Here is a 26,283-nt window from a genome sequence, read left to right as displayed (position 1 = left end):
GCGGCCGATGATGATTTTCTTGTTCGGCTGGCCTTTGCATGCCCAGTAGTGGCGCACCAGACGCAGCATGGTGTCATTGCCTTCCGAACCCGAACCGGTGAAGAACACGTGGTTCATGCCAGCCGGCGCCAGCTGGGAAATGGCGTGGGCCAACTCAAGCACCGGCGGGTGCGCGGTCTGGAAGAAGGTGTTGTAGAACGGCAGCTGCAGCATCTGCTTGGCGGCGGCGGCGACCAGCTCCTCGCGACCATAGCCGACGGCCACGCACCACAAGCCGGCCATGCCATCGAGGATCTTGTTGCCCTCGCTGTCCCACAGATGCACGCCCTTGGCCTCGGTGATAATGCGCGGGCCATTTTCGGCCAGCTGCTTGTAATCACTGAACGGCGCCAGGTGGTGGGCCTTGCTCAGGGCCTGCCACTGGGCAGTCTTGGGATTGTTCGCTTGCTTGTTCATTGCCAACACCTTGCTAACACGCAGCGCCAGCGGCGCTACGCAGAAATTCGTGGCACCGGCCGCGCCAGGCGCGGCCGGTAGCCGATTACACCGACAGCAGGAGGAACTCGCGTTCCCAGGAGCTGATCACGCGCTTGAAGTTCTCGTGCTCGGCACGCTTGACCGCGACATAGCCACGGATGAACTTCTCGCCGAGGAATTTCTCGGCGTCCTTGCACGCTTCCATCCGCTCCAGGGCGCTCTCGATGGTCACCGGCAGGCGCAGGTTGCGACGCTCGTAACCACGGCCCTTGACCGGTGCACCGGGTCTCACCCCGCCGACCATACCCATGTAGCCGCACAGCAGAGTGGCTGCCAGCACCAGGTACGGGTTGGCGTCAGCGCCAGCCAGGCGGTTTTCCACGCGACGGTTCTGCGGAGTCGCCTCAGGCACGCGCAGGCCCACGGTACGGTTCTCCTCGCCCCATTCCACGTTCACCGGCGCCGAGGTATCGGGCAGGAAGCGGCGGAACGAGTTGACGTTCGGCGCGAACAGCGGCAGCAGCTCGGGGATGTACTTCTGCAGCCCCCCGATGTGATGCATGAACAGCTCGCTCATCGTCCCGTCTTCGTTGGAGAAGATGTTCTTGCCGGTTTTGATGTCGACCACGCTCTGGTGGATGTGCATGGCGCTGCCCGGCTCGTCAGTGATCGGCTTGGCCATGAAGGTGGCCGCCACGTCATGCTTGAGCGCGGCCTCACGCATGGTGCGCTTGAACACCAGTATCTGGTCGGCCAGGTGCAGCGCATCGCCATGACGGAAGTTGATTTCCATCTGCGCCGGGCCTTCTTCGTGGATCAGGGTGTCCAGATCCAGGCCTTGCAGTTCGCACCAGTCGTACATGTCTTCGAACAGCGGGTCGAACTCGTTGGCCGCGTCGATAGAGAAACTCTGACGGCCGGTTTCCGGGCGGCCGGAGCGGCCAACAGGCGCCACCAGCGGGAAGTCCGGGTCGCTGTTGCGCTTGGTCAGGTAGAACTCCATCTCCGGCGCGACGATGGGCTTCCAACCCTTGTCGGCATACATCTGCAACACCTTCTTGAGGATGTTGCGCGGCGACAGCTCGATGGGGTTGCCCTGCTTGTCGAACGTATCGTGGATCACCATGGCGGTGGGCTCGATGGCCCAGGGCACGACGAAGACAGCGTTGGGGTCCGGACGGCAGAACATGTCGATGTCCGCCTCATCCAGCAGGTCGTAATAGATGTCGTCCTCGACGTAGTCGCCGGTCACGGTCTGCAGCAGCACGCTCTCGGGGAGGCGCATGCCCTTCTCGTCGAGGAACTTGTTGGTCGGCGAGATCTTGCCGCGGGCAATGCCGGTCAGGTCGCTGATCAGGCATTCGACTTCGGTGATTTTGCGTTCTTTCAGCCAGCTCGTGAGCTGGTCTAACTTGGTACTCATAGAGACCTCAGGGTTGTAGAACCAACTAGGGTTATAGCCGGTTCAGCGTTGCCCCGCCTTCTCCCTGCAAGCCTCACCAAAGGCCTGGAAGAAGGCGAGATATTCGGGTGGATGCTACTAGGGGTGCGACACCTCCGACACCCGACTTTGCACGCCACAGAAAGAAAATCGCCCGCCCTTGCTCACCAAAACCGCACTGTCTAGCTCGCGGCATAGCACGATCCCGACAAACCTGGAGCATGGTTTGTGCAGTGCACGAAACCGGCCAAGGGGCATTGCACGGCTGCGTACGCTATCGTGCAGGGTATTGAGTGAGCGAAAGACCTGATGACACAGACTGAGCGACGATGATGCCGCAGGGGAAAGATGCTGCCGTGTTGCCGCGCCGCCAGGCATGCTGACCCTGGTAACCCGCATGATGTGCAGGCCCGCCTCGCGAACGAGGACAGAGGTAGCGTGACCGGTGGTGCTGGAACAAGCGCTGACGCCGATGGTCGGCAGGCAAAACATGAGACACCCGTATTATTGCTGTTATGGGTTTGAACCGAGCTTAGCCTTGTTCATTTTTTTACACAATAGCTCTGTAAAAAATTGAACACACCCCACTGAGCACCCTGAAAAGACGCCGGTTGAACCACCCTGAAAGGCCTTGAAACGCCCCAAAAATGGCCATCACGCCCCACTACAGGGCATCATCGGGCCAGCTTGACAGTAAAGTGCGTTTCGGATTGACTCACACCCATGCAGTCGCATGATTGATATATTTAACAAAAAGGTGTTGCATCATGTCGGTACCCCCGCGTGCCGTTCAGCTTAACGAAGCGAACGCGTTCCTTAAGGAACATCCTGAGGTCCAGTTCGTCGACCTTCTTATTGCAGATATGAATGGCGTGGTGCGCGGCAAGCGCATCGATCGAAACGCCCTGCACAAGGTGTACGAGAAAGGCATCAACCTGCCCGCCTCGCTCTTTGCGCTCGACATCAACGGTTCCACCGTCGAAAGCACCGGCCTTGGCCTGGACATTGGCGACGCCGACCGTATCTGCTTCCCCATCCCCAATACCCTGTGCAACGAGCCCTGGCAGAAGCGCCCCACTGCGCAACTGCTGATGACCATGCACGAGCTGGACGGCACGCCTTTCTTCGCCGACCCGCGCGAGGTATTGCGCCAGGTGGTACAGAAGTTCGACGAACTGGGCCTGCGTATCTGCGCAGCCTTCGAACTGGAGTTCTACCTGATCGACCAGGAGAACGTGAACGGTCGCCCGCAGCCACCACGCTCGCCGATCTCCGGCAAGCGTCCGCATTCGACTCAGGTCTACCTGATCGATGACCTCGACGAATACGTCGACTGCCTGCAGGACATGCTCGAAGCTGCCAAGGAGCAGGACATCCCGGCCGACGCCATCGTCAAGGAAAGTGCCCCGGCGCAGTTCGAGGTCAACCTGCACCACGTCGAAGACGCCATCAAGGCCTGCGACTACGCACTGCTGCTCAAGCGCCTGATCAAGAACATCGCCTACGACCATGAGATGGACTCTACCTTCATGGCCAAGCCCTATCCGGGCCAGGCGGGCAACGGTCTGCACGTGCACATCTCGCTGCTCGACAAGAAGACCGGCAAGAACATCTTCGCCGCTGAAGATCCGCTGGAGAACACCTCGCTGCGTCATGCCGTCGGCGGCATCCTCGACACCATGTCCGCGTCGATGGCGTTCCTCTGCCCCAACGTCAACTCCTATCGCCGCTTCGGCGCGCAGTTCTACGTGCCCAATGCGCCGAGCTGGGCGCTGGACAACCGCACCGTGGCCGTGCGCATCCCCACCGGCAGCCCGGATGCCGTGCGCATCGAACACCGCGTGGCCGGTGCCGATGCCAACCCCTACCTGATGCTTGCCTCGATCCTCGCCGGTATCCACCACGGCCTGACCAACCAGATCGAACCGGGCGAGCCGATCGAAGGCAACTCCTACGAACAGCTCGAACAGAGCCTGCCGAACAACCTGCGCGACGCCCTGCGCGAGCTGGACGACAGCGAAGTGCTGAACAAATACATCGATCCGAAGTACATCGACATCTTCGTCGCGTGCAAGGAAGCCGAGCTGGAGGAGTTCGAGACCACCATCTCCGACCTCGAGTACAACTGGTACCTGCACACCGTGTAAAACCGAGAAAGCCGGCCGCAGAGCCGGCTTCTTTTTACCTGCCAACTGCCAACTGCATGCTCCAGTGCTCTGCACCGGGGCCAGCGGTTCGCCGCACGGCGACTCCGCTGACATGAATCAACCCCCCGGCGCCCAAGACCGCCGGATACTGTTGCCTTCATCCATCGGGGAGCTACTCATGCAACGCGTTTTTGCCGCCGTCCTGCTAGGCCTGAGCTGTGGCCTGGCCCAGGCCGCCGACAGCATTCGGGTCTACAACTGGAACGATTACATCGCGCCGCAGGTGCTGGAAAACTTCACGCGCGACACCGGCATCGAGGTCGAGTACCACACCTTCGCCAGTGCTGAAGAACTGGCGGCCGCACTGCAAAGCGGCCAGCCCATCGACATCGCGGTGCCCTCGCACAACGATCTGCCAGGGCTGATCGCCAGCGGCCGTATTCGTCCGCTGGACTTCAACCAGTTACCCAACCGCACACACCTCGACAAGCAGTTGCTCAGCAAGCTGGCCGCGGTCGACCCGCAGAACCAGCACGCCGTGCCGTACCTGTGGGGCGCGGTCGGCCTGGCGATCAACACGCCGCAGGCCGAGGCGGCCTATGGCGGACCACTGCCGGACAGCTGGAGCCTGCTGTTCGATGCCAAACAGAGCGCGCGCCTGGCCAGCTGCGGCATCAGCGTGCTGGATGCGCCAGATGAAACCCTGTCGCTGCTGCTCAACTACCAGGGCCGTAGCCTTGCCCGCAGCGCACCAAGCCGGGTCGAGCGCGCCGGCGGAGTGCTCGAGGCACTACGCCCGAACCTGCGCTACGTCGACAGCGAGCGCTATATCGAAGATCTCAGCAGCGGCCACTTGTGTCTGGCCATGGCTTGGGTCGGCGACGCCCTTGCCGCGGCGCAGGCCGGCCAGCCGGTACGCTTCGTGGTACCGGACGAAGGCTCGGTGCTGTTCATCGACAACCTGGTGATTCCTGCCAACGCCGCTCGGCCGGACCTCGCTCACCGCTTCATCGACTACCTGATGCAACCGCAGGTCATCGCCCAGATCACCGCCGAGACGCTCTACCCCAACGGTAATGCAGACTCCGCGCAGTTCATCGACAACGCCCTGCTGGCGCAGCCCGGCCTGTACCCGGATCAGGACACCAAACGCCGCCTGTATCCGCTGGAAGTCCTTTCGGAGAAACATGCGCAGGTGCGCAGCAACGTCTGGCAGCGCTTTCGCGACAGTATCTGAGGCGTGTACGGCGATGCTTGCCTCGCCGCCGCCTGCTGACGTCCAATAGCGCCTCGACCCACGAGGACTCAGCCATGTCGCGCCCCGCCAGCACCCGCAAGCCACGCGCCAGCAGCCAGGCACGGATCGCCGTGATACTGGCGGCAGCACGCGAACTGCTGGCCGAGCAGGGCATGGCCAACCTGTCGATCTACACGGTGGCCGAGCACGCAGGCATTCCACCGTCGTCGGTGTACCACTTCTTCGCCAGCGTGCCGACACTGCTAGAAGGGCTGACTGCAGACGTGCACGCAGCCTTTCGCGCCTGCCTGCAGGAGCCGGTCGAACACGCCAGCCTGAACACCTGGCATGACCTGTCGCGCATCGTCGAACAACGTATGCTGGACATCTACGCGCGCGACGCCGCAGCGCGCCAGCTGATCCTCGCCCAGCACGGCCTGGCCGAGGTAACCCAGGCCGACCATCAGCATGACATCGAACTGGGCCGCCTGATGCAGGCGCTGTTCGACCGCCACTTCCCCCTGCCGCAGTTACCGATGGATATCGATGTCTTCGCCCTGGCCATGGAACTGGGTGATCGCGTCTATGCCCGCTCCGTACAGCTGCACGGCGAAATCACGCCACGCCTGGCCGAGGAAGGTATGCGAGTATTCGACGCCTACCTGGGCCTGTACCTGCCGGCCGCGCTGCCGAAAAGACCTGCACCGCTGGCGTAATCCCCCGTAGGGTGCGCCGTGCGCACCGATGACATCTGACGGCGTGGCCGATCGCTGCGCGCACCCTAAGCGGCCTGTGCCCCTACGACCGAACCAATATAAATCCGATAAAAATCGTATTTATTTCGCTCGGCCGACCAAAAGCATCTTCTAATACCGATATTTATCGGATATAAATCGAACATTCCGCCCTGGTCGATGTTCAGCCACGGCACTCTGAATAGGCCGCCGGAGCGGCCTGCGCACGAGCCAAGAGGTGCTTTATGTCCCGTATAGTTACCGTCGCTGCGACCCAGATGGCCTGCTCCTGGGATACGCCCGCGAACATCGCCAATGCCGAGAGGCTGGTACGCCAGGCTGCCGCACAGGGCGCGCAGATCATCCTGATCCAGGAGCTGTTCGAGGCTCCCTACTTCTGCCAGAAGCCCAACGCCGACTACACCCAGCTGGCGACCACGGTGGAGGAAAATCCGGCTATCACGCACTTCCAGAAAGTTGCCGCCGAACTGAAGGTAGTGCTGCCGATCAGCTTCTTCGAACGCGCCGGCCGCGCCCGCTTCAACAGCATCGCCATCCTTGATGCCGACGGCAATAATCTCGGGATTTATCGAAAAAGCCATATTCCCGATGGGCCCGGCTACCACGAGAAGTACTACTTCAACCCGGGCGATACCGGCTTCAAGGTCTGGGACACCGCTTATGCCCGCATCGGCGTCGGTATCTGCTGGGATCAGTGGTTCCCCGAATGCGCGCGCAGCATGGCGCTGATGGGCGCGGAAATCCTCTTCTACCCCACCGCCATCGGCAGCGAGCCGCACGATGCCAACATCACTTCGCGCGAGCACTGGCAGCGTGTGCAACAGGGCCATGCCGGCGCCAACCTGATGCCGCTGGTGGCCAGCAACCGCATCGGCCGCGAGGAGCAGGACGGCTACGACATCACCTTCTACGGCAGCTAGTTCATCGCCAACCAGTTCGGCGAGAAAGTCGAGGAGCTGAACCAGACCGAGGAAGGTGTGCTGGTGCACAGCTTCGACCTGACCGAGCTGGAGAAGGTGCGCACCGCCTGGGGTGTGTTCCGCGACCGCCGGCCGAACCTATACTGGCCGCTTTCCACGCTCGACGGTGAAACACCCTCGATCGCGTAGCAGGCTGTTGAAAAACTACCTGCGTTGCCATTGCTGCGTTAAAAACAGGCTCAAAATGCTCATTTACAACTCGTAAACTGCGCTTTTTCGCCTGTTCTTGCCTTGCACTGGCTGCCTCGCCTACGTTTTTCAACGGCCTGCTAGGGTGCGCTGTGCGCACCTAGCCCTCCAAACACTTTGCCGGTGCGCATGGCGCACCCTACGGAAGCGAAATATGACCACGTTGACCACGACTCCACGCGCCGATGGTTTCCACATGCCTGCCGAGTGGGTACCGCACAGCCAGACCTGGATGGTCTGGCCCGAGCGCCCGGACAACTGGCGCAACGGCGGCAAGCCGGCGCAGGCAGCCTTCACCGCCGTGGCCAAGGCCATCGCCCAGTTCGAACCGGTGACTGTCTGCGTATCCGCGGCGCAGTACGAGAACGCCCGTGCACGCCTGGATGACGCCAACATCCGCCTGGTGGAAATCACCACTGACGACGCCTGGGTACGTGACACCGGGCCAACCTTCGTGACCAATGCCAGTGGCGAAGTGCGCGGTGTGGACTGGGCCTTCAATGCCTGGGGCGGCTTCGATGGCGGCCTGTACTGGCCGTGGCTGCGTGACGATCAGGTGGCGCGCAAGGTCCTCGAGATCGAAGGCTGCAAACGCTACCGCACCGAAGGCTTCGTCCTCGAAGGCGGTTCGATCCATGTCGATGGCGAAGGCACCCTGATCACCACCGAAGAGTGCCTGCTGAACAAGAACCGCAACCCGCACCTGTCGCGCGAAGAAATCGAAACTGTGCTGAGCGAGCACTTGGCCATCGACACGGTGATCTGGCTGCCGGACGGCCTGTACAACGACGAAACCGACGGCCACGTCGACAACTTCTGCTGTTACGTGCGCCCCGGTGAAGTGCTGCTGGCCTGGACCGACGATGCGAACGATCCCAACTACCCGCGCTGCCAGGCCGCCATGCGCGTGCTGGAAAGCGTGCGCGACGCCAAGGGGCGTCAGCTGACCGTGCACAAGATGCCGATTCCAGGCCCGATTCATGCCACTGCCGAAGAGTGCGCGGGCGTCGACATGGTCGACGGCAGCCAGGAGCGCAGCCCGGAAGTTCGCCTGGCCGGCTCCTACGTGAACTTCCTTATCGTCAACGGCGGCATCGTCGCGCCGAGCTTCGATGATCCGAAGGACGAGGAGGCACGTGCCATTCTTGAGCGTATTTTCCCCGAGCATCGCGTGGTGATGGTGCCAGGCCGTGAGATCCTTCTGGGCGGCGGCAATATCCACTGCATAACCCAGCAGCAGCCAGCCCCGCAAGGCAGCTGAAAAGTACTCTGAAGGCCTTCAAGTTGATCCTGACCAAGCCGATAAGATTGGTCGGGATCAACCCGTCACCTTCAAGAGCACATCATGTTCAACAAAGCCCTCAAGCGAGCCCTGGAAGTGGCTCGCCAGCAGTTGCAGTCCGCGCTTGCCAGGAAGGCTGCCGTCGATCGTTCGACGGCCATGATCGAATTCAAGCCTGACGGCACCATCGTCAGCGCCAATGACAATCTCCTCACCACCATGGGTTACCGACTGGAGGAGATCGTCGGCCAGCATCACAGCATCTTCTGCTTCCCCGAATACCAGTCCAGCGCCGAGTACCGCCGATTCTGGCAACGCCTGGCGGCCGGCGAGTACATCCGTGAGCGCTTCCGCCGTCGCAACAAGCAAGGCCAGGAAGTCTGGCTGGAAGCCAGCTACAACCCGATCCGCGGCGCAGATGGCCGTGTCGAAGGCGTGCTCAAACTGGCCACGGACATCACTGCACAGGTCATCCGCGAGCAGGAACAGAACAGCATGGTAGAGGCCATCAGCCGCTCCATGGCGGTAATCGCCTTCAACCTCAAGGGCGAGGTACTCGATGCCAATGAAAACTTCCAGCAGACCATGGGCTACCGCCTGGACGAAATCCGCGGCAAGCACCATCGCCTGTTCTGCACCCGCGAAGAGGCCGACTCGCCTGCCTACCGCGACTTCTGGGCACGCCTGAATCGCGGCGAATTCTTCTCAGGGCGATTCCAGCGCATCAACCGCCACGGCGACATCATCTGGCTGAGCGCCACCTACAATCCGGTGTTCGACGCCAGCGGCACGCTCTATAAGATCGTCAAGTTCGCCCGTGACATCACCCCGCAGGTGCACCAGCAACAGGCCGAATCTGATGCAGCCAAACTTGCCTATGAAATTTCTCAACGCACCGACGACAATGCCCGGCATGGCGCCGAGGTGATCAGCGAAACCGTCACGATGGTGCGCGGCATCGCCGACGAGCTGTCCCGCGCAGCCGAGGGCATTAGCGCGGTCAGCCAGCAGTCGGAGATGATCAGCAGCATCGTGCAGACCATCCGCGGCATTGCCGAGCAAACCAATCTGCTGGCCCTCAACGCCGCTATCGAAGCGGCGCGCGCAGGCGAGCAGGGCCGCGGATTCGCCGTGGTCGCTGATGAAGTACGCGGCCTGGCCGCGCGCACCGCACAGGCAACAGTGGAGATCGTCGAGGTGGTCAAGCGCAACCACGAGCTAGCGCAAGACGCCGTGGACAACATGCAGTCCAGTCAGCACAAGGTCGAGCAGGGTGTGGAGCTGGTCAACCAGGCCGGGCATGTGATCGAGGAAATCCAGAGTGGCGCACGGCAGGTCGTCGATGCCGTGCGCCAGTTCGCCGAGGCGCTGGAAGAGTACTGATCACTCGAATGGCTGCGGCCGCGGTGTGTCATTGTTAGACGGAGGCAGGATCGGCAGGGCGAAGCTCGGCTGCTCGCCGGTCAGGGTCTTGAGGAAGGCGGTGATCTTGCCAATCTCGCCTTCGCTCAGCTGCCGGCCGAGCTGCAAGCGCGCCATGATGTCCACCGACTCCTCCAGCTTCCAGTAGGCACCGTCGTGGAAGTAGGGATAGGTCAGTTCGACGTTGCGCAGGGTCGGCACCTTGAACTTGAAGCGGTCGGCATCCTTGCCAGTCAGACCGGCAACGCCTTCGGCGGGGTTGCTGGTTTCATAGGGTTCTACCAGGCCCATCTTCTGGAACGAGTTGCCGCCCAGCGCCGGGCCGTTGTGGCAAGCCACGCAGCCGATGGACTTGAACAGCTCGTAACCTTCCAGCTCGGTCTTGGTGATGGCCTCAGCATCACCCTTGAGCCACAGGTCGAAGCGCGAGTTGGGCGTGACCAGGGTCTTCTCGAACTCGGCGATAGCATCGGTCACTTCGTCCAGGGTGATCTCGTCGGTTTTGTACACGGCCTTGAACGACTCGCGGTATCGCGGGATCGAGCGCAGCACGTCGACGGCGAGAATGTGGGTAAAGGCCATTTCCATCGGGTTGGCGATAGGGCCGGCGGCCTGTTCCTTGAGGTCGGCGGCGCGGCCATCCCAGAACTGCGCGAGGTTGAGACTGGAATTGAGCACGGTCGGCGAATTGATCGGCCCTTGCTGCCAGTTGTGGCCGATGGAGCTCGGCAGGTTGTCGCTGCCCCCCATCGACAGGTTGTGGCAGGAGTTGCAGGAAATGAACCCCGAGCGCGACAGGCGCGGGTCGAAGAACAGCTGCTTGCCCAGCTCCACCTTGGCCGGATCAGTGATCTCGGCCGGTGCGATCGGCTCGACGGGTTCGTTGGCCGGTAGATTGGCCCAGGCGCTGGCGCCCAAGCACAATCCGGCCAGCAGGGTCAGAGTGCGCATGTGTGTATCTCCTCAGGTATTGGCTGTTCTGGTTATGTCTCGACCATGCCCAGCGCACACCCGGGGCGACTTGATCTGCATCAAGTCGCATGCGCATCTCGCCTCAGTGGATATGTTTCATTTCATTTTGCAGGTGTTGATACCCAGCAATGGATACGCCGGGCAGAAACGGAAGATGCCGGTCGCCAGTGGCACCACACCGATCCAACCCCACAGACCGATGACACCGACAAGACTCAGCGCGATAAGAATCAGACCTGCGGCGATGCGCAGACTGCAGTCGAGCGTTCCAACATTGGCTTTCATCGAGGTTCTCCAGGTCAACGTCCGCGCCGGCCTTCCAGCGCAGTAAAGATCAGCATGCCGGCGAGCATCGCCGCGACGAACAGCAGGGCCTGCCAGTGCCCGGTCAGCAGGATGGCAACAGCCGGCCCCGGACAGATGCCAGCGATACCCCAACCGACCCCGAACAGCAGGCTGCCGCCAATCAGGCGAGCATCAAGATCGCGGCGGGTCGGCAACTGCATGGCGCCACCCAGCAGCGCCTTACTGCGCCGCTGCGCCAGGTTCAACGGTAACGCTGCTACGCCTAGGGCCCCGGCCATCACCAGCGCCAGCGAGGGATCCCAATTGCCGGCCAGATCGAGAAATGCCAGCACCTTGGCCGGGTCAGCCATGCCCGCGAGCAGCAGGCCCAGACCAAACAGCATGCCGCAGGCGAATGCACTGAGTCTGACCATCTTCAAGCCCCCAGCAGATGACGCAGAACAAAGACCGTGACGAAACCCGTAGCCATGAAGCACAGGGTTGCCAGCATGGAGCGCGGCGACAGGCGGGAAATACCGCAGACGCCGTGGCCGCTTGTGCAGCCCGAGCCATAACGGGTGCCGATACCGACCAGCAAGCCGGCGACGATCAAGCCGAGACTACTCGTCTCGAAATGAATCGACGGTAATGCCGCGAACAATCCCCAGAGCAGGGGCGCCAGAAGCAGGCCAACAAGGAACGCTGCTTTTTCGCCGCGCCCTTCGCCCTGACGCTGCAGCAGGCTGCCGAGCAGGCCGCTGATACCCGCTACCCGGCCATTGGCCAAGGCGAATATGGCAGCCGCCAGACCAATCAGCGCCCCCCCAGCCAGGGCGCTCCAGGGTGTGAAGCTGGCCCAGTCGATGTTCATTGCCGGCTCTCGCAGAACAGGCGGTAGAGCGTCTCGATCACCGCCAGCGCCGCCGGGCTGCTGATGCGATAGAAGATCTGCTTGCCGTCACGACGAGTCTCCACCAACCCCTCGCGGCGCAACACCGCCAGTTGCTGGGACAGCGTCGGCTGCTGGATACCAAGCAGCGCCTCCAGCTCGCTGACGTTGCGCTCGCCTTGCGACAGCTGGCAGAGCAGCAACAGGCGATCCGGATTGGCCAGCGCCTTGAGCAGTTGCCCGGCAGCGTCGGCATTGGCACGCAGCTGCTGGATATCGATGGGCTCAGTCATGGAACACCCTCACTCAATACAATATGTATTTTTATATACTGTATTCCGGGTAAGTGTTAGCCCAACCGACCAGCGGTTAAAGAGGGAGTTGAACGGGCCTTACAAGAGCGCGCCTACCTGCATCAACCGATGCATGCACAGCACAAATCTTGGGAGGGGCTTTAGCCGCGAAAAGAACTCGCCGCTAAAGCGCCTCCTACAGGGGGTATCGTCACTCCCCGGATTACATACGGGCTATCACTGACGCCCTGGACGCGAATTCATTAGCAGAGCCCAGAAACGCAGAAACCCGCCGCAGCGGGTTTCTGGATCGAGGCCTGATGAATCAGGCGTCGGCGTCAGCAGCAGCCTGATAGGCGGCGGCGTCCAGCAGCTTGTCCAGCTCGCTGGTGTCGCTCGGCTTGAGCTTGAAGAACCAGCTGCCATACGGGTCGCTGTTGACGCTTTCCGGGCTGTCAGCCAGCGCTTCGTTGATGGCGATCACTTCGCCGCCAACCGGCGCATAGATGTCGGAGGCGGCCTTGACCGACTCCACCACACCGGCTTCCTGGCCGGCGTTCAGTTGCTTGCCGACTTCCGGCAGCTCGATGAATACCACGTCGCCGAGGGCTTCCTGGGCGTGGTCGGAAATGCCCACGGTCACGCTACCGTCAGCCTCCAGGCGCGCCCACTCGTGGCTGGCGGCATAACGCAGATCGGCGGGGATATTGCTCATGTTTGATTCCTCGTAAACGGTGACGGCAAGTGGGCCGTCTGGACAATTTAGCAGGCCGCAGCGCCAGGGGAAGCCAGCACCGCGACCTGATGATTCAGATAAGGGTTTTACCGTTGCGCACGAAGCTCGGCTTGACCACCCGCACCGGGTACCACTTGCCGCGGATCTCCACCTCGGCACGATCCCCGGTCGCGGCCGGCACCCGCGCCAGCGCGATGGATTTGTTCAGCGTAGGCGAGAAGCTGCCACTGGTGATCTCGCCCTCACCGATGCCATCAACGCGTACCACCTGGTGTGCACGCAGCACGCCGCGCTCCTCCAGCACCAGCCCAACCAGCTTGCTCGGGCAGCCGGCGGCGCGCTGCGCTTCCAGCACTGAGCGGCCGATGAAGTCGCGCTCGGCTGGTTCCCAGGCGATGGTCCAGGCCATGTTGGCAGCCAGCGGACTGACCTGCTCGTCCATGTCCTGGCCGTAGAGGTTCATACCCGCTTCGAGGCGCAGGGTGTCACGGGCGCCAAGGCCGATGGGCGAAATACCGGCACCGACCAGATCGTTGAGGAAGGACACAACCTCGGTCACCGGCAGCACGATTTCCAGGCCATCTTCGCCGGTGTAACCGGTACGCGCGATGAACCAGTCGCCATCGGACAGACCCTGGAACGGCTTGAGCTCGTGGATCAGTGCGGCACGGGCCTGGCTCAGCAGTTCGGAAACCCGTGCGCGCGCCTTCGGCCCCTGAATGGCGAGCATGGCCAGATCGCGACGCTCGCGCAGTTGCACATCGAAGTCGCTCGCCTGCGCATGCATCCACGCCAGGTCCTTGTCACGGGTGCCAGCGTTGACCACCAGGCGGTAACCCTGCTCGGTGAGGTAAACGATCAGGTCGTCGATCACCCCGCCCTGCTCATTGAGCATGGCGCTGTAAAGCGCCTTGCCGGGGCTCTCCAGGCGGGCCACATCATTGGCCAGCAGACGCTGCAGGAAGGCCTTCGCCTGACTGCCGCTCACGTCCACCACGCACATGTGCGAGACATCGAACACGCCGCACTCGCGGCGCACCTGATGATGCTCTTCCACTTGCGAACCGTAGTGCAGCGGCATGTCCCAGCCGCCGAAGTCCACCATCTTGGCCCCCAGTGCCAGGTGCAGGTCATAGAGGGGGGTGCGCTGTCCCATGGGTATCTCCTTCCGGGCTTGGCGAAGCGATTCAGACCCCTAGAAGCTGCCTGCGTTGCCATTGCTGCGTTGCAGGCAAACTCGAAATGCTCATGTGCAGGAGCACACTGCGCTTTCTCGTTTGCCTGCGCCTTGCACTGGCGGCCTCGGAGACGCTTCTAGACGAATCCTGTCGGGCTGCCCCGACTCGCGAATGGCGCGCATTGTAGCCGCAAGGTCTGCGGGGGTCATCTGACCAAAGGTCGCGCAGTGATCCGGGCCCGTATATGTCTCAGCCCTGTGCCTGGACCAGAGGCCCTCAACCGAAACTGCGGGCCGAGCGGCGGATCAGCAGAATCACCGGCAGCAGGCCGACCAGCACCAGGGTCAGCGCCGGCAGCGAGGCGCGCGCCCACTCGCCTTCGCTGGTCATCTCAAATACCCGTACAGACAGGGTGTCCCAGCCGAACGGGCGCATCAGCAGAGTCGCCGGCATTTCCTTGAGCACATCGACGAATACCAGCAGCGCGGCCGACAAGGTGCCCGGTAGCAGCAGCGGCAGATAGACCCTGAAGAACAGCCCGAAGCTGCCAACGCCAAGGCTGCGCGAGGCCTCGGGCAGGGACGGACGAATACGCGCCAGGCTGGTCTCCAGCGGCCCGAAGGCCACCGCCATGAAGCGGATCAGATAAGCCACCAGCAACGCTGCCAGACTGCCCAGCAGCAAGGGCTTACCAGCACCACCCAGTGCAGTGGACAACGGAATCACCAGTTCACGATCCAAAAAGCTGAACGCCAGCATGATTGCCACCGCCAGCACCGAACCCGGCAAGGCATAACCGAGATTGCCCAGCGCGACGCCGAAGCGCACGCCGCGGTTCGGCGCCTGGCGGCGGGCGAAGGCCAGCAGCATGGCCACACTGACGGTGATCAGCGCCGCCATGCCACCCAGGTAAAGGGTATGCAGGATCAGCCCGGCGTAGCGCTCGTCGAGGTCGAAGCGGCCACGCTGCCAGAACCAGGCCAGCAGCTGCAGCAGCGGTATGACGAAGGCGCAAGCGAACACCAGACCGCACCAGGCGCTGGCGGCAAAGGCCTTCCAGCCGTGCAGGTGATACAGCGCCTTGCCGCGCGGCCGCTCGTTGGCCGGTCGTGCGGCGCCACGGGCACGACGCTCGCCGTAGAGCACCAACGCCACGGCCAGCAGCAGCAGGCTGGCCAGTTGGGTGGCACTGGTCAGGCTGTAGAAGCTGTACCAGGTCTTGTAGATCGCCGTGGTAAAGGTGTCGAAGTTGAATACCGACACCGCACCGAAATCGGCCAGGGTTTCCATGATCGCCAGGGCCAGACCGGCGCCAATGGCCGGCCGCGCCATCGGCAGCGCCACCCGCCAGAACGCCTGCCAGGGACTCTGCCCGAGCACCCGCGCCGCCTCCATCAGGCCCTTGCCCTGGGCCAGGAATGCGCCACGGGCGAGCAGGTAGACGTAGGGGTAGAAAACCAGCACCAGCACGATGATCACGCCACCGGTGGAGCGCACGCGCGGCAAGCGCAAGCCGCTGCCGAACCATTCGCGCAACAGCGTCTGCACCGGGCCGGCGAAATCCAGCAGGCCGACGAAGACGAAGGCCAGGACATAGGCGGGAATGGCGAAGGGCAGCATCAGCGCCCAGTCCAGCCAGCGCCGGCCGGGAAACTCACAGAGGCTGGTGAGCCAGGCCAGGCTCACGCCCAGCAGCGTCACCCCTACGCCGACACCGATCACCAGCGTCAGCGTATTACCGATCAGCCGTCCCATCTGCGTCTGCCACAGGTGCGCCCAGATCTGCTGATCCACGTCGTGCCAGCTCAGCAGCAGCACCGACAGCGGCATCAACACCAGAACGGCGACGGCAAGGACGATGGGGTACCAGCGACGCTGGACGGGATGCGGCACGCGGACTCCTCGACTACGGAAATGACGACGCCCCGGCTAGGCGGGGCGTCGCAGTATAACGGCAGCGCTGGGCTCGTCGATGATCGTTACGCGCTTACTGCCAGCCAGCACGGTCCATCAGCATGGTCGCTTCGGCCTGGCGCTTGCCTGCCACTTCGGTGGCCACGGTATCGGCCTTGAAAGTGCCCCAGGAAGCCACCTCGGCAGACGGTTTCACCGCCGGGTTGGCCGGGTACTCCTGGTTGACGCCGGCGAAGATGCTCTGCGCTTCTGCGGTGGTCATCCACTCCAGCAGCTTCTTGGCCTGTTCGGCATGCGGTGCATGCTTGGTCACACCAGCACCGGCCAGGTTGACGTGCACGCCACGGTCGTTCTGGTTCGGCCAGAACGGCTTGACCTTCAGATCCGGCTGCTGTTTGTGCAGACGGCCATAGTAGTAGGTGTTGGTGATGCCCACGTCGCACTGACCGGCGTCGATGGCTTGCAACAGCGCGGTGTCATCCGGGAACACGTCGGTAGCCAGGTTGTTGACCCAACCCTTAACGATTTCTTCGGTCTTCTCGGCGCCATGGGCTTCGATCAGGGTGGCGGTCAGCGACTGGTTGTAGACCTTCTTGCTGGTGCGCAGGCACAGGCGGCCTTCCCAGTTCTTGTCTGCCAGCGCTTCGTAGGTGGACAACTCTTCCGGCTTGACGCGCTCGGTGGAGTAGAAAATGGTCCGTGCACGCAGCGACAGGCCGGTCCAGCTGTCGGTGCTGGAGCGATACTGAGCAGGGATGTTGGCATCGATCACGTCGGATTTGGTCGGCTGCAGTACGCCTTCCTGCTCGGCCTGCCAGAGGTTGCCGGCGTCGACGGTGATCAGCAGGTCAGCCGGGGTGTTGGCGCCCTCGGCCTTGAGGCGGGCGATCAGCGGGGCTTCCTTGTCGGTGATGAACTTCACCTTGACCCCGGTTTTCTCGGTGTAGGCGTCGAACACCGGCTTGATCAGCTCATCGATGCGGGCGGAGTAGACCACCACTTCATCGGCAGCCTGGACGGCAGTTGCCAGGGTGCTGAGAGTGAATGCGGCGAGGAGCGCGTTACGAGCCTTCATGGGACCAGCCTCTTGTGGATTACAAAGTGGCTGAATAGTAGTGAATGTTATTTGCCTTCTCAACGTAAACAGCAAGACCACACGCAACAGTTATTACAAGTTGCGTCAGCTCAGGCTCGCGCCAGTTCCGGCAGGTCGCCGGCCAGCCCAAGCGCCTGACGCACGAACAGCGCCTTGGCTTCGGCCTGGCCGTCGACCAGATCGAGGCCGACGTTGCGTAGCAGGCGCAACGGCAACGGGTCGGCCTGGAACAGACGCTGAAAGCCTTCCATCGCCGCCATCATCGCCAGGTTGTGCGGCATGCGCCGACGCTCGAAACGGCTCAGCACGCGCTCATCACTGAGGTTCTCACCTCGCATAGCGGCATGCAGCAGCACCTCGGCCAGCACCGCCGCATCGAGAAAGCCCAGGTTGACGCCCTGCCCCGCCAGCGGGTGAATGGTGTGTGCGGCATCGCCGATCAGCGCCAGCCCCGGCTCCACGTAACGCTTGGCATGGCGTTGACGCAGCGGGATACACAGACGGCGATCGGCATGCAGCACCTTGCCCAGGCGGGATTCGAAAGCCTTGCCCAGCTCGGCGCAGAAGGCCTCATCGTCCAGCGCCATCAAGCGCTCAGCCTCGACCGGTACGGTGGACCAGACGATCGAGCACCAGTGCTCGCCGGCCGGCCCAGCCAGCGGCAGGAAGGCCAGCGGACCGTCATCGGTGAAACGCTGCCAGGCAGTGGCCTGGTGCGCACGCTCGCAGCGCACGCTGGTCACGATGGCGTGGTGCAGATAATCCCATTCGCGCGTAGCGCAACCGGCCAGGCGACGCACCGCGGAGTTGGCGCCGTCGGCCGCGACCAGCAACGGTGCGCGCAACTGACGGCCATCGGTAAGCGTCAGCAGCCAATCATCGCCGCTGCGGCGCAGTTGCTCCAGGCGTGCGCCGGGTAACAGGCCGATCTGGCTGTCGTGCAGACGTTCTAGCAAAGCGTCCTGCACCACTCGGTTCTCGACGATATGGCCCAGAGTATCGGCATGCACGCTGGCGGCAGCGAAGTGAATGCTGCCGGTACCGGAGCCATCCCACACGCGCATCTCGCCATAGGGGCAGGCACGCCGTGCAGCGATGCCTGGCCAGGCGCCCAGGCGCTCCAGAATGCGCTGGCTGGCCATCGACAATGCGCTGACGCGCGGCTCGAACGGCGCCTGCGCATCGAAGGGCGACACGCTCAGCGGGCTGCCGTCGACGATCAGAATATCCAGACCGCTGTGCTCCAGCGCCAGAGCCAGGGTGCTGCCGACCATACCGGCACCGACGATGATCAGATCCGCGCGCATATCACTCCTTAAACCCCAGGGCACGCTGTGCGCACCCTGGCTTCCGGCTGGTGCGCACAGCGCACCCTACAGGGCCGGTCATAGATTACGGGTTCCCATACCCATGGCCTGCCGGGCGAACCAGCGCTTGGCTGGCGGTAGCAGATCGAGGCCGAGCAGACCCAGGTTACGCCCGGCAGTGAGCAGCGGCTGCGCGTTGCTGAACAGGCGCGTTACCTGATCGGAGAAGCCGACGGTCATCTGCTGATCGAGCTGCTGCCTTTGTTGGTATCGCTGCAGGGTGGCGAGCTCGCCCAGTGCGGCCTCACTACCGATGATGACTTCGGCCAACGCCAGGGTATCGCGCAGCGACAGGTTGTAGCCCTGGCCAGCGATGGGGTGCAGGCTGTGCGCGGCGTTGCCCAACACCACCAGATGCGGACGCACCTGCTCCTGCGCCTCGACCAGACTCAGCGGGTAGAGATGTCGCGCACCGACCTGCTGCAAGGCGCCCAGGCGATAACCGAAGGCTTGCTGCAACTCGCTGAGAAAGCTGGCCTCGCTGACGCGCAACAGGCGCTCGGCGTCAGCGGCGGCGCGCGTCCAGACCAGCGCGCAGCGGTTGTCGCTCAAGGGCAGCAGCGCCATCGGGCCGTCATCGGTGAAGCGTTCGAAAGCCTGCCCACGATGCGCCTCCAGCGGGCTGACGTTGGCGATCAGCGCACTCTGCCCGTAAGGCTTGCTGCTGACGCCGATGCCGAGCTGCTCGCGCAGACCGGAACGCCCACCATCGGCAAGAATCGCCAGGTCGCAGTCAAGACAGGTTTCGTCGTTCAGGGTCAGGCGATAGCCGTCGTCGAGGCGCTGCATGCCAACCACCTCGGCCGGGCAGCGCCATTCGATCACATCCGCATCCAGCGCCTGCCACAGGCAGTGGCCGATCCAGGCGTTCTCCACCACGTAACCGAGCGCCGGCACGCCTTCCTCGATGGCTTGCAGGCGCGTGGCGCCGAAGCGGCCGCGGTCGGACACATGGATCTGCTGAATCGGCTCGGCCCGCTGGGCGATGCTCTGCCACAGACCGAGACGCTCGTAGATCAACCGGCTGCCATAGGACAGCGCAGTGGAACGCGCGTCATAGCTGGGCTGGTATTCGCTGCCCGGCGCGAAGGGTTCGATCAGAGCGATGCGCCAGCCACGCTGACGCGCCGTCTCCTGCAAGGCCAGCGCCAGGCTGGCACCGACCAGACCGCCGCCGATAATCGCCAGCTGTACGCGTGACATAGGCTCAGGCCGCCTCGCTACGCGCGGCAGCCATCAACGCCTCGATTTCGGCGACCGACTTGGGCACACCGTTGGTGAGAACCTCGCAGCCTTTCTTGGTCACCACCACGTCGTCTTCGATGCGCACGCCGATGCCACGCCATTTCTTGGCGACCTTGTCGTTGTCGGTGGCGATGTAGATGCCCGGCTCGACGGTCATCGCCATGCCGACTTCCAGCACGCGCCACTCGCCGCCGACCTTGTAGTCGCCAACATCGTGCACGTCCATACCCAGCCAGTGGCCGGCGCGATGCATATAGAAAGGTTTGTAGGCTTCGTTGGCGATCAGCTCGTCGACGTCACCCTCGAGCAGGCCCAGCTCGACAAGACCGGCAGTGATCACGCGCACGGTGGCCTCGTGGGCTTCGTTCCAGTGCTTGCCTGGCGCGATGAACTTGAACGCTTCCTCGTTGGCCTTGAGCACCAGCTCATAGATGGCCTTCTGCTCAGGCGAGAACTTGCCGCTGACCGGGAAGGTGCGGGTGATGTCGCTGGCGTAGCAGTCGATCTCGCAACCAGCGTCGATCAATACCAGATCGCCGTCCTTGAGCGCCGCGTCATTCTCGCGATAGTGCAGGATGCAGGCATTGCGGCCGGCGGCGACGATGCTACCGTAGGCCGGCATCTTCGCCCCACCCTTGCGGAACTCGTAATCCAGCTCGGCTTCCAGGTGATATTCGAACAGCCCGGCACGACTCGCCTGCATCGCACGGATGTGGGCGCGCGCACTGATCTCGGCAGCCTCCTTCATAACCTTCACCTCGGCAGCCGACTTGTACAGGCGCATGTCGTGCAGCAGATGGTTGAGGGCAACGAATTCGTTCGGCGGCGTAGCGCCCTGGCGAGCCTTGGCGCGGATGTGGTTGACCCACTCCATCAGCCGATGATCGAACTCCTGGTTACTACCGATAGCGTAGTAGACACGCTCGCGACCTTCGATCAGCCCCGGGAGAATGTCGTCGATATCGCCGATGGGAAATGCATCGTCGGCACCGAAATGCTTAACCGCGCCGTCCTGACCGGCGCGCAGGCCATCCCACAACTCACGCTCCGGGTCGCGTTCACGGCAGAACAACACATATTCACCGTGCTCGCGGCCAGGAATCAGCGCCATCACCGCTTCCGGCTCGGGGAAACCGGTGAGGTACTGGAAGTCGCTGTCCTGGCGGTAGACATGCTCGACGTCACGGTTACGGATATACACCGGTGCCGCCGGCAAGATGGCAATGCTGTTGGGCTCCATCTGCGCCATCAGCGCCTTGCGCCGACGGGCATATTCGGACTTGGGGATGCTGATCAAGGCAGGCTCCGACGAAAAATCAGTGCAGGGAGGGTTTGGCAGCGGGCGCCGCGGGCTTGGCGCACTCGGTGAACAGCAGCAGCGGCGCCACACGCAGGTACTCCATCACCTCCATGTAATCACTCTCGCCATCTTCCGATTCCTCCAGAGCGCTCTGCACCTGGGCGATGGCAGAGAGATCCTGCAACACTTCCATGGACTCGGCACTCAGCGCACCATCGCGAACGGTCAGGCCAAAGCCACCGAGAAAACCCTGGCACCACTGGCCCAGAGCGGTTGCGCGCTGCGCCAGCGGGGTTTCGTCATCCGGCAACAACAGCACCACGGTGACGTCTTCGCTGCACAGCTCACCCTTGACCATCTCCTGCAGACCGATCAGCGCCTGGCGCACGTTATCCTGCGGCTCGCTGCCAAGCAGATCGGCAGCGTCGAGCAGCCAGGCATCGGCATCGAAGCCCGCGCCAGCGCAGCTGCGACCGAGCAGCAGGCCATGCAGTTCGGCAGGGGAAACGGAATGCCCGGCGCTGTGAAGCAGAGCAGCGAAGGCGGCGTAGGGAGAGCTTGGAATCGACATAGATAGCTAGGCGCCAGACGGCGCAATCTCTAGAATGGAGGCCTCGTATCCTAGCACCGGCAGACGCGGCAAGACCATCCGAGGCCGCCAGGGTGATGCCGCCATCTGCATCACACCACTGCTATCCGTGGTTTGACCCAAGAAGGGCGCTTCTAGAAACGTAGGCGAGGCAGTCAGCACAAGGCAAAAACGAGCGAAAAAGCGGAGTTTACGAGTTGTAAATGAGCATTTTGAGCTTGTTTTTAACGCAGTGATGACAACGCAGGTAGTTTTTAGAGGTGCCCTGAACGGGACAGGCCTAATATAGTCCAGCCATTCCCTCCCATAGCGAGAGCCCATGGAAGACGCCGATCTGCACGCATTGACCGCCAAGCTGGAACTGCTGATCCAGCGTGTCGATCAGCTCAAGGCTCACAATCGACTCCTGCTGGCGAATGAACAGGCCTGGCGCGAGGAACGCGCCCATCTGATCGAAAAGAACGAAATGGCCCGGCACAAGGTCGAATCGATGATTTCGCGCCTTAAAGCCCTGGAGCAGGACTCATGACCCAGTCGAACACCGTGACCGTCCACATTCTGGACAAAGAATATTGCATCGCCTGCCCGCAGGATGAACGCGCCAATCTGGAGAGTGCTGCCCGCTACCTGGATGGCAAGATGCGCGAGATCCGCACCAGCGGCAAAGTGATTGGTGCCGACCGTGTTGCCGTGATGGCCGCACTGAACATCACTCACGACCTGCTGCACAAGCAACAGCGCCTGGATCAGGACGCCAACTCCACCCGCCAGCAGGTGCGCGACCTGCTCGATCGCGTCGACCATGCACTGGCCGACGACCCGAGCGCCTGAGCACCGTCATGCCTGCCTGTTCGTCGCAGGCCGCCCCGCAGACCCTCTGTTCGGGTATACTGGGCGCAACTTCCTGGGGTGTGCGCCAGTCGGTGATGTCCCTGAGCCGATACGCACAACCACGGGGGTTGCACGTTGGGGCCGGTGTGCATGTCCGCCTGACGGAAAGCCTTAACGCCTCCTGCAACCTCCACCTTGAACTTTCGGGTTCAAGGGCTAAACCGACAGCGGCACGTCGGGAAGTCATCTTTTCCAGCAGCAGCCTTCAGCACTGCTACCCGCCTCGCCCCAGCCACACCTCATGACTACGCCAGCCACTCTCAGTCGCCCGCAACTGCGCCGCGTGCTGCGTCAGCGTCGACGTGCACTCAGCCGCAGCCAGCAACGTCTTGCCGCACGCAACCTGTATCGCCAGCTGGCGCAAAGCCCGCAGTTTCGCCGCGCCAGGCATATCGCCCTGTACCTGCCCAACGACGGCGAGATTGACCCGCGCCCGCTGCTGGCCGCCGCACAGAAACGCGGCAAGCGCACCTACCTGCCGGTGCTCAGCGCCTGGCCACGCACCAAGATGGTGTTTCAGCGCGTCAGCCAGCACGAGAAACTGGCGGGCAATCGCTTCCGCATCCTCGAGCCGCGCCCGCAACCCAAACGCCAACGCAAGGTGTGGGCGTTGGATCTGGTGCTGCTGCCGCTGGTGGGCTTCGACGATCGCGGCGGACGCCTGGGCATGGGCGGCGGTTTCTACGACCGCAGCCTGGCTTATCTGCGCATGCGCAAAAATTGGCACATGCCGACACTACTGGGTCTGGCGCATGAATGTCAGCGGGTGGATGAACTGGCCATGGCCAGCTGGGACGTGCCCTTGCAGGCAACGGTGACGGATAAGGCGTGGTATTGAAGCGAAGGATGCTGCACCGCGTTCCCTGCGGCGCTTACGCGGTCAGCCAGTGAATCAGGGCTGCTGCGTTACATTGACCGAAGCGTCGTTTTGACGCTCCCAAAGGCTCTGGGTGTAACCCGTGGTAACCACGCCCAGGCTGAACAGTACGACGAGAACCCACAAAAGATCTGGCTTGCGTTTCATTTATTGCCTCCCCCTTCAAGGCAATGCGCGCGTTGGTCGCGCGTTATTGTTTTATGCAATACGACAGCGCCAAGCGTTTAGCCGGGCATTTTCCTTCAGTGCCAAGCACTGTGCAATTTCCGACGCCAACCGGCCGTCGGAGATCCCCCTCAAACGAGCGTCCGCTTACGGACAGACCTGCAGGAGCAAAGTTCATGCCTTATTGGCTGATGAAGTCCGAACCCGATGAGTTGTCCATCCACGACCTGCAACGACTGGGCAAAGCGCGCTGGGATGGCGTACGCAATTACCAGGCGCGCAACTTCATGCGTGCGATGAAGCCCGGCGATCTGTTCTTCTTCTATCACTCCAGTTGCCCGCAACCCGGCATCGCCGGCATCGCGCGCATTGCCGGCGAGATCTACCCGGACCCCACCGCACTGGACCCGCAAAGCCATTATCACGATCCCAAGGCCAGTACCGAGAAGAACCCCTGGAGCGCCCTGGACGTCGAGTTCGTCGAATCCTTCGACGAGGTGCTGGCGCTGCAGCACCTGAAGAACAATCCACTACTGGCCGAACTCGCGTTGGTCCAACGTGGCAGTCGCCTGTCGGTGATGCCGGTGAGCGATGCCGAATGGACAGCAATTCTCGCCATGCGTTGAGTCACCTACGGCACTGTGCTATCACCACAGCATGCCAAGGGAGTTATCCATGCCAGCATCCTCCGCCTGGCCAGCGCGCCTTGCGCTGGCGCTCCTGTTACTGGTGCTGAGCAGCGCCAGCGTGCTGCTTTGGCGCCAGATCGAATCCGTGCAACAGCAGCGCGTCGACGAGCGGGTCGGTTACCAGGCACGTAGCCTGGCACGGCAGCTGGAAAGCACGCTGCACCTGGAAGTGGCCAGCCTCGAGCGTATCGCCCGCTTATGGAACAGCCTCGGCCGCCTGCCACGCGCCAGCTGGGACGAAGAAGTGGAGCGTGCCCTGCGCGGCTTTCCAGCCTACCAGTCGATCCAATGGGTCGGCCCCGACCTGCATATGCGCTGGTTGCTGCCGGTGGCCGACAACGAAGCCGCGCTGAATTTTCGCCTGTACCCGGAGCACCCCAACTACCCACTGGCGATGGAAGCTCGTGAGAACGGTGAACAGCGCTTCTCCAACAGCTTCGATCTGGTCCAGGGCGGACGTGGCTTCGTCCTCTACACACCGCTGTACCGCGAGCTGAATGGCAGCAAGGTGTTCGACGGTTTCCTGCAGGGCGTGTTTCGCGTCGAACCGCTGATGCTGCAGCTACTCACCCAGATCGACCGCCAAGCCTTCAACCTCGAATTGCTGGAGAACGGCGATAGCCTGTTTCGTCATGGCGCTGCGACCGACAATGCGCCGCACAGCCTGCAACTGGGCCTGAGCCTGCTCAACAACCAAGGCTTCAGCCTGCGCCTGAGCCCCACCGAAGAACTGCTCGATCAACTGGACTCGCCGCTGCCCGACGTCGTGCTCGGTGCCAGCCTGACCATCAGCCTGCTGCTGGTTGCCGCCCTGGCTTTGGCGCTGGAGAACAGCCGCCGAGCCCATGCCCTGCAGCAGGCCAATCGTCGCTTCAAACTGGAAGCCGAACGCCGTGAAGAAACCGAGCAACGCCTGCGCGAGAACCGCGAGCGGTTACAACTGGTGCTGGACCTGACCGACTCCAGCCATGACGGACTGTTCATCTTCGACAGCAGTACCCGCGAGCTGCTGCACATGAATCAGGCCACCTACGCCACGCTCGGCTACCGCCCCGAACAGTTCGCCGAGCTGCTGCGCGATGATCCGGAGAAGCTCCTGCCAGGCTTTCACCGCTGGCTGGAACAGGCGCGCCAGGCGCAAAGCAACAACCTCTCGCGGATTTTCCAGCGCGAGTTGATTCGCCGCGATGGCAGTCGCCAGCCGGCCGAAATCAACACCCAGTTGGTGCAGTTGCACGACCGCGAATACCTGATCGCCGTCTCCCGCGACAACAGCGAGCGCCTGCAGTTGGAAGCGCAGCTGCAGCGCCTCTCACAGCTGGACGGTCTGACTGGGCTGTACAACCGCCGCTATTTCGATCAGCAACTGCTGGTCGAATGGCGCCGCCTGCGCCGTCTCGATGCGCCCCTGGCGCTGCTGATGTTGGATATCGACCACTTCAAGACCTACAACGACGCCCTCGGCCACCTGGCCGGCGACGATGCGCTGCGCCGCGTGAGTAACGTCCTGCGCGAGAGCCTGCAGCGAGAAGGCGACACTGCCTGCCGCTACGGTGGCGAAGAGTTCGCCATCATCTTGGCCAGCACCAACCTGGACGGTGCCGAGCAGGTCGCTGCGCGTATCCATGCGGCCATCGCCGGCCTGGATATCCACCACCCTGCCAGCCCGTTCGGCCGGCTGACCCTGAGCATCGGCATCACCGTGGTCGACCCGGTCAAGGACGAACAGCCAGGCGAGTTTCTCGCCCAGGGAGATCAGGCGCTATATTGCGCCAAGCATGAGGGTCGCAACCGTACTTGCCTGTGGCAGCCATCCCCGCTTGACCTGCATCAAGCACCCTGAGGCGCAGCTGACAGACAATGGAAA

General features: G+C 62.7%; 26 protein-coding genes, 1 other RNA gene and 2 pseudogenes. 13 read left to right on the top strand and 16 right to left on the bottom strand.

Features of this window, described 5'->3' with window-relative positions:
* Positions 1 to 456 (bottom strand): aminotransferase class III-fold pyridoxal phosphate-dependent enzyme (locus CXP40_RS19665; protein ID WP_157831697.1); only part of this gene is annotated, 456 nt, incomplete at its 3' end.
* 85 nt (positions 457 to 541) lie between these two features.
* Positions 542 to 1,900, bottom strand: a complete 1,359-nt coding sequence (locus CXP40_RS19660; protein ID WP_074855158.1) for a glutamine synthetase family protein — start codon at positions 1,898 to 1,900, stop codon at positions 542 to 544.
* A gap of 785 nt (positions 1,901 to 2,685) precedes the next feature.
* Here CXP40_RS19660 and CXP40_RS19655 point away from each other — a divergent pair.
* The 7 genes and pseudogenes from CXP40_RS19655 (at position 2,686) to CXP40_RS24290 (ending at position 9,891) form a co-directional block, all read left to right on the top strand.
* Positions 2,686 to 4,065, top strand: a complete 1,380-nt coding sequence (locus CXP40_RS19655) for a glutamine synthetase family protein (RefSeq protein WP_106735113.1) — start codon at positions 2,686 to 2,688, stop codon at positions 4,063 to 4,065.
* Between the two features lie 178 nt (positions 4,066 to 4,243).
* A complete protein-coding gene (locus CXP40_RS19650; RefSeq protein ID WP_106735112.1) occupies positions 4,244 to 5,302 on the top strand; it encodes an extracellular solute-binding protein in 1,059 nt (352 codons plus the stop codon).
* Between the two features lie 74 nt (positions 5,303 to 5,376).
* Positions 5,377 to 6,018 (top strand): TetR/AcrR family transcriptional regulator, encoded by a 642-nt coding sequence (locus CXP40_RS19645; protein WP_106735111.1) that lies wholly within the window; start codon positions 5,377 to 5,379, stop codon positions 6,016 to 6,018.
* Positions 6,019 to 6,281: 263 nt separating this feature from the next.
* A pseudogene (aguB, locus tag CXP40_RS19640) lies at positions 6,282 to 7,166 on the top strand (N-carbamoylputrescine amidase).
* Positions 7,167 to 7,380: 214 nt separating this feature from the next.
* Positions 7,381 to 8,487, top strand: coding sequence for an agmatine deiminase (aguA, locus tag CXP40_RS19635; RefSeq protein ID WP_106735110.1), 1,107 nt, complete (start codon positions 7,381 to 7,383; stop codon positions 8,485 to 8,487).
* A gap of 84 nt (positions 8,488 to 8,571) precedes the next feature.
* Positions 8,572 to 9,348 (top strand): annotated as a pseudogene (locus CXP40_RS24295) (PAS domain-containing protein); the annotation flags it as partial.
* A complete protein-coding gene (locus CXP40_RS24290; protein ID WP_256579506.1) occupies positions 9,343 to 9,891 on the top strand; it encodes a methyl-accepting chemotaxis protein in 549 nt (182 codons plus the stop codon). The pseudogene CXP40_RS24295 and the gene CXP40_RS24290, both read left to right, overlap by 6 nt.
* Here CXP40_RS24290 and CXP40_RS19625 read toward each other — a convergent pair whose 3' ends face one another.
* From CXP40_RS19625 to CXP40_RS19565, 13 genes are all read right to left on the bottom strand, one after another.
* Positions 9,892 to 10,881 (bottom strand): cytochrome-c peroxidase, encoded by a 990-nt coding sequence (locus CXP40_RS19625; RefSeq protein ID WP_106735108.1) that lies wholly within the window; start codon positions 10,879 to 10,881, stop codon positions 9,892 to 9,894.
* A gap of 117 nt (positions 10,882 to 10,998) precedes the next feature.
* Entirely contained in the window at positions 10,999 to 11,187 is a 189-nt protein-coding gene (locus CXP40_RS19620) for a DUF2892 domain-containing protein (RefSeq protein WP_106735107.1), read from the bottom strand.
* Between the two features lie 14 nt (positions 11,188 to 11,201).
* A complete protein-coding gene (locus tag CXP40_RS19615) occupies positions 11,202 to 11,621 on the bottom strand; it encodes a DUF6691 family protein (protein ID WP_106735106.1) in 420 nt (139 codons plus the stop codon).
* A gap of 2 nt (positions 11,622 to 11,623) precedes the next feature.
* Complete coding sequence (locus CXP40_RS19610) at positions 11,624 to 12,058, bottom strand: YeeE/YedE family protein (protein WP_106735105.1); 435 nt, start codon at positions 12,056 to 12,058, stop codon at positions 11,624 to 11,626.
* On the bottom strand, positions 12,055 to 12,369 hold the full coding sequence (locus CXP40_RS19605) for a metalloregulator ArsR/SmtB family transcription factor (RefSeq protein WP_106735104.1): 315 nt from the start codon (positions 12,367 to 12,369) through the stop codon (positions 12,055 to 12,057). The genes CXP40_RS19610 and CXP40_RS19605 overlap by 4 nt, the downstream gene beginning before the upstream one ends.
* A gap of 325 nt (positions 12,370 to 12,694) precedes the next feature.
* A complete protein-coding gene (gene gcvH / locus CXP40_RS19600) occupies positions 12,695 to 13,084 on the bottom strand; it encodes a glycine cleavage system protein GcvH (RefSeq protein ID WP_003458665.1) in 390 nt (129 codons plus the stop codon).
* A gap of 94 nt (positions 13,085 to 13,178) precedes the next feature.
* Positions 13,179 to 14,261, bottom strand: coding sequence for a glycine cleavage system aminomethyltransferase GcvT (gcvT, locus tag CXP40_RS19595; protein ID WP_106735103.1), 1,083 nt, complete (start codon positions 14,259 to 14,261; stop codon positions 13,179 to 13,181).
* A 298-nt stretch (positions 14,262 to 14,559) separates the two neighbouring features.
* Entirely contained in the window at positions 14,560 to 16,176 is a 1,617-nt protein-coding gene (locus tag CXP40_RS19590; protein ID WP_106735102.1) for an iron ABC transporter permease, read from the bottom strand.
* Between the two features lie 94 nt (positions 16,177 to 16,270).
* Positions 16,271 to 17,272, bottom strand: coding sequence for an extracellular solute-binding protein (locus CXP40_RS19585; protein WP_099524609.1), 1,002 nt, complete (start codon positions 17,270 to 17,272; stop codon positions 16,271 to 16,273).
* Positions 17,273 to 17,382: 110 nt separating this feature from the next.
* Positions 17,383 to 18,600 carry a 2-octaprenyl-3-methyl-6-methoxy-1,4-benzoquinol hydroxylase gene (locus tag CXP40_RS19580; RefSeq protein WP_099524611.1) on the bottom strand — a complete coding sequence of 406 codons (1,218 nt, stop codon included), beginning with the start codon at positions 18,598 to 18,600 and terminating at the stop codon, positions 17,383 to 17,385.
* A gap of 78 nt (positions 18,601 to 18,678) precedes the next feature.
* The gene (gene ubiH, locus CXP40_RS19575; RefSeq protein ID WP_106735101.1) at positions 18,679 to 19,863 is read right to left on the bottom strand and encodes a 2-octaprenyl-6-methoxyphenyl hydroxylase; all 1,185 of its coding nucleotides are present in this window, start codon (positions 19,861 to 19,863) and stop codon (positions 18,679 to 18,681) included.
* Between the two features lie 4 nt (positions 19,864 to 19,867).
* Complete coding sequence (gene pepP, locus CXP40_RS19570) at positions 19,868 to 21,202, bottom strand: Xaa-Pro aminopeptidase (RefSeq protein WP_106735100.1); 1,335 nt, start codon at positions 21,200 to 21,202, stop codon at positions 19,868 to 19,870.
* A gap of 19 nt (positions 21,203 to 21,221) precedes the next feature.
* Complete coding sequence (locus CXP40_RS19565; protein WP_106735099.1) at positions 21,222 to 21,776, bottom strand: YecA family protein; 555 nt, start codon at positions 21,774 to 21,776, stop codon at positions 21,222 to 21,224.
* Positions 21,777 to 22,113: 337 nt separating this feature from the next.
* Between CXP40_RS19565 and CXP40_RS19555 the strand changes: the two genes are divergently transcribed.
* The 4 genes from CXP40_RS19555 (at position 22,114) to CXP40_RS19540 (ending at position 23,523) form a co-directional block, all read left to right on the top strand.
* The gene (locus CXP40_RS19555; protein ID WP_036999737.1) at positions 22,114 to 22,323 is read left to right on the top strand and encodes a TIGR02449 family protein; all 210 of its coding nucleotides are present in this window, start codon (positions 22,114 to 22,116) and stop codon (positions 22,321 to 22,323) included.
* Entirely contained in the window at positions 22,320 to 22,625 is a 306-nt protein-coding gene (locus tag CXP40_RS19550; RefSeq protein WP_003458649.1) for a cell division protein ZapA, read from the top strand. Before CXP40_RS19555 ends, CXP40_RS19550 begins: the two co-directional genes overlap by 4 nt.
* A 67-nt stretch (positions 22,626 to 22,692) precedes the next feature.
* Positions 22,693 to 22,871: non-coding RNA, 6S RNA (ssrS, locus tag CXP40_RS19545), on the top strand.
* A gap of 55 nt (positions 22,872 to 22,926) precedes the next feature.
* Positions 22,927 to 23,523 carry a 5-formyltetrahydrofolate cyclo-ligase gene (locus tag CXP40_RS19540; protein WP_106735098.1) on the top strand — a complete coding sequence of 199 codons (597 nt, stop codon included), beginning with the start codon at positions 22,927 to 22,929 and terminating at the stop codon, positions 23,521 to 23,523.
* Positions 23,524 to 23,577: 54 nt separating this feature from the next.
* Here the strand turns inward: CXP40_RS19540 and CXP40_RS24020 are convergent, their stop codons facing one another.
* On the bottom strand, positions 23,578 to 23,709 hold the full coding sequence (locus tag CXP40_RS24020) for a hypothetical protein (RefSeq protein WP_256579501.1): 132 nt from the start codon (positions 23,707 to 23,709) through the stop codon (positions 23,578 to 23,580).
* A gap of 194 nt (positions 23,710 to 23,903) precedes the next feature.
* Here CXP40_RS24020 and CXP40_RS19535 point away from each other — a divergent pair, with 194 nt between their 5' ends.
* Both CXP40_RS19535 and CXP40_RS19530 read left to right on the top strand, forming a co-directional pair.
* Positions 23,904 to 24,353 (top strand): EVE domain-containing protein, encoded by a 450-nt coding sequence (locus CXP40_RS19535; protein ID WP_106735097.1) that lies wholly within the window; start codon positions 23,904 to 23,906, stop codon positions 24,351 to 24,353.
* A 49-nt stretch (positions 24,354 to 24,402) separates the two neighbouring features.
* On the top strand, positions 24,403 to 26,259 hold the full coding sequence (locus CXP40_RS19530) for a diguanylate cyclase (protein ID WP_106735096.1): 1,857 nt from the start codon (positions 24,403 to 24,405) through the stop codon (positions 26,257 to 26,259).
* The last annotated feature ends 24 nt before the right edge of the window (positions 26,260 to 26,283 follow it).

It is taken from the genome of Pseudomonas sp. YY-1 (genome assembly GCF_002843095.1).
Lineage (GTDB): Bacteria > Pseudomonadota > Gammaproteobacteria > Pseudomonadales > Pseudomonadaceae > Aquipseudomonas > Aquipseudomonas sediminis_A.
Note: the sequence above shows the minus strand (reverse complement) of the source record. Positions and strands in the feature narration are given on the sequence as shown.

Bases quoted from the DNA above. Each gene is read 5' to 3' on its own strand.
- CXP40_RS19660 (WP_074855158.1), bottom strand. From the start codon at position 1,900: ATGAGTACCAAGTTAGACCAGCTCACGAGCTGGCTGAAAGAACGCAAA.
- CXP40_RS19655 (WP_106735113.1), top strand. From the start codon at position 2,686: ATGTCGGTACCCCCGCGTGCCGTTCAGCTTAACGAAGCGAACGCGTTC.
- CXP40_RS19650 (WP_106735112.1), top strand. From the start codon at position 4,244: ATGCAACGCGTTTTTGCCGCCGTCCTGCTAGGCCTGAGCTGTGGCCTG.
- CXP40_RS19645 (WP_106735111.1), top strand. From the start codon at position 5,377: ATGTCGCGCCCCGCCAGCACCCGCAAGCCACGCGCCAGCAGCCAGGCA.
- aguA (WP_106735110.1), top strand. From the start codon at position 7,381: ATGACCACGTTGACCACGACTCCACGCGCCGATGGTTTCCACATGCCT.
- CXP40_RS19625 (WP_106735108.1), bottom strand. From the start codon at position 10,881: ATGCGCACTCTGACCCTGCTGGCCGGATTGTGCTTGGGCGCCAGCGCC.
- CXP40_RS19620 (WP_106735107.1), bottom strand. From the start codon at position 11,187: ATGAAAGCCAATGTTGGAACGCTCGACTGCAGTCTGCGCATCGCCGCA.
- CXP40_RS19615 (WP_106735106.1), bottom strand. From the start codon at position 11,621: ATGGTCAGACTCAGTGCATTCGCCTGCGGCATGCTGTTTGGTCTGGGC.
- CXP40_RS19610 (WP_106735105.1), bottom strand. From the start codon at position 12,058: ATGAACATCGACTGGGCCAGCTTCACACCCTGGAGCGCCCTGGCTGGG.
- CXP40_RS19605 (WP_106735104.1), bottom strand. From the start codon at position 12,369: ATGACTGAGCCCATCGATATCCAGCAGCTGCGTGCCAATGCCGACGCT.
- gcvH (WP_003458665.1), bottom strand. From the start codon at position 13,084: ATGAGCAATATCCCCGCCGATCTGCGTTATGCCGCCAGCCACGAGTGG.
- gcvT (WP_106735103.1), bottom strand. From the start codon at position 14,261: ATGGGACAGCGCACCCCCCTCTATGACCTGCACCTGGCACTGGGGGCC.
- CXP40_RS19585 (WP_099524609.1), bottom strand. From the start codon at position 17,272: ATGAAGGCTCGTAACGCGCTCCTCGCCGCATTCACTCTCAGCACCCTG.
- CXP40_RS19580 (WP_099524611.1), bottom strand. From the start codon at position 18,600: ATGCGCGCGGATCTGATCATCGTCGGTGCCGGTATGGTCGGCAGCACC.
- ubiH (WP_106735101.1), bottom strand. From the start codon at position 19,863: ATGTCACGCGTACAGCTGGCGATTATCGGCGGCGGTCTGGTCGGTGCC.
- CXP40_RS19565 (WP_106735099.1), bottom strand. From the start codon at position 21,776: ATGTCGATTCCAAGCTCTCCCTACGCCGCCTTCGCTGCTCTGCTTCAC.
- CXP40_RS19555 (WP_036999737.1), top strand. From the start codon at position 22,114: ATGGAAGACGCCGATCTGCACGCATTGACCGCCAAGCTGGAACTGCTG.
- CXP40_RS19550 (WP_003458649.1), top strand. From the start codon at position 22,320: ATGACCCAGTCGAACACCGTGACCGTCCACATTCTGGACAAAGAATAT.
- CXP40_RS19540 (WP_106735098.1), top strand. From the start codon at position 22,927: ATGACTACGCCAGCCACTCTCAGTCGCCCGCAACTGCGCCGCGTGCTG.
- CXP40_RS24020 (WP_256579501.1), bottom strand. From the start codon at position 23,709: ATGAAACGCAAGCCAGATCTTTTGTGGGTTCTCGTCGTACTGTTCAGC.
- CXP40_RS19535 (WP_106735097.1), top strand. From the start codon at position 23,904: ATGCCTTATTGGCTGATGAAGTCCGAACCCGATGAGTTGTCCATCCAC.
- CXP40_RS19530 (WP_106735096.1), top strand. From the start codon at position 24,403: ATGCCAGCATCCTCCGCCTGGCCAGCGCGCCTTGCGCTGGCGCTCCTG.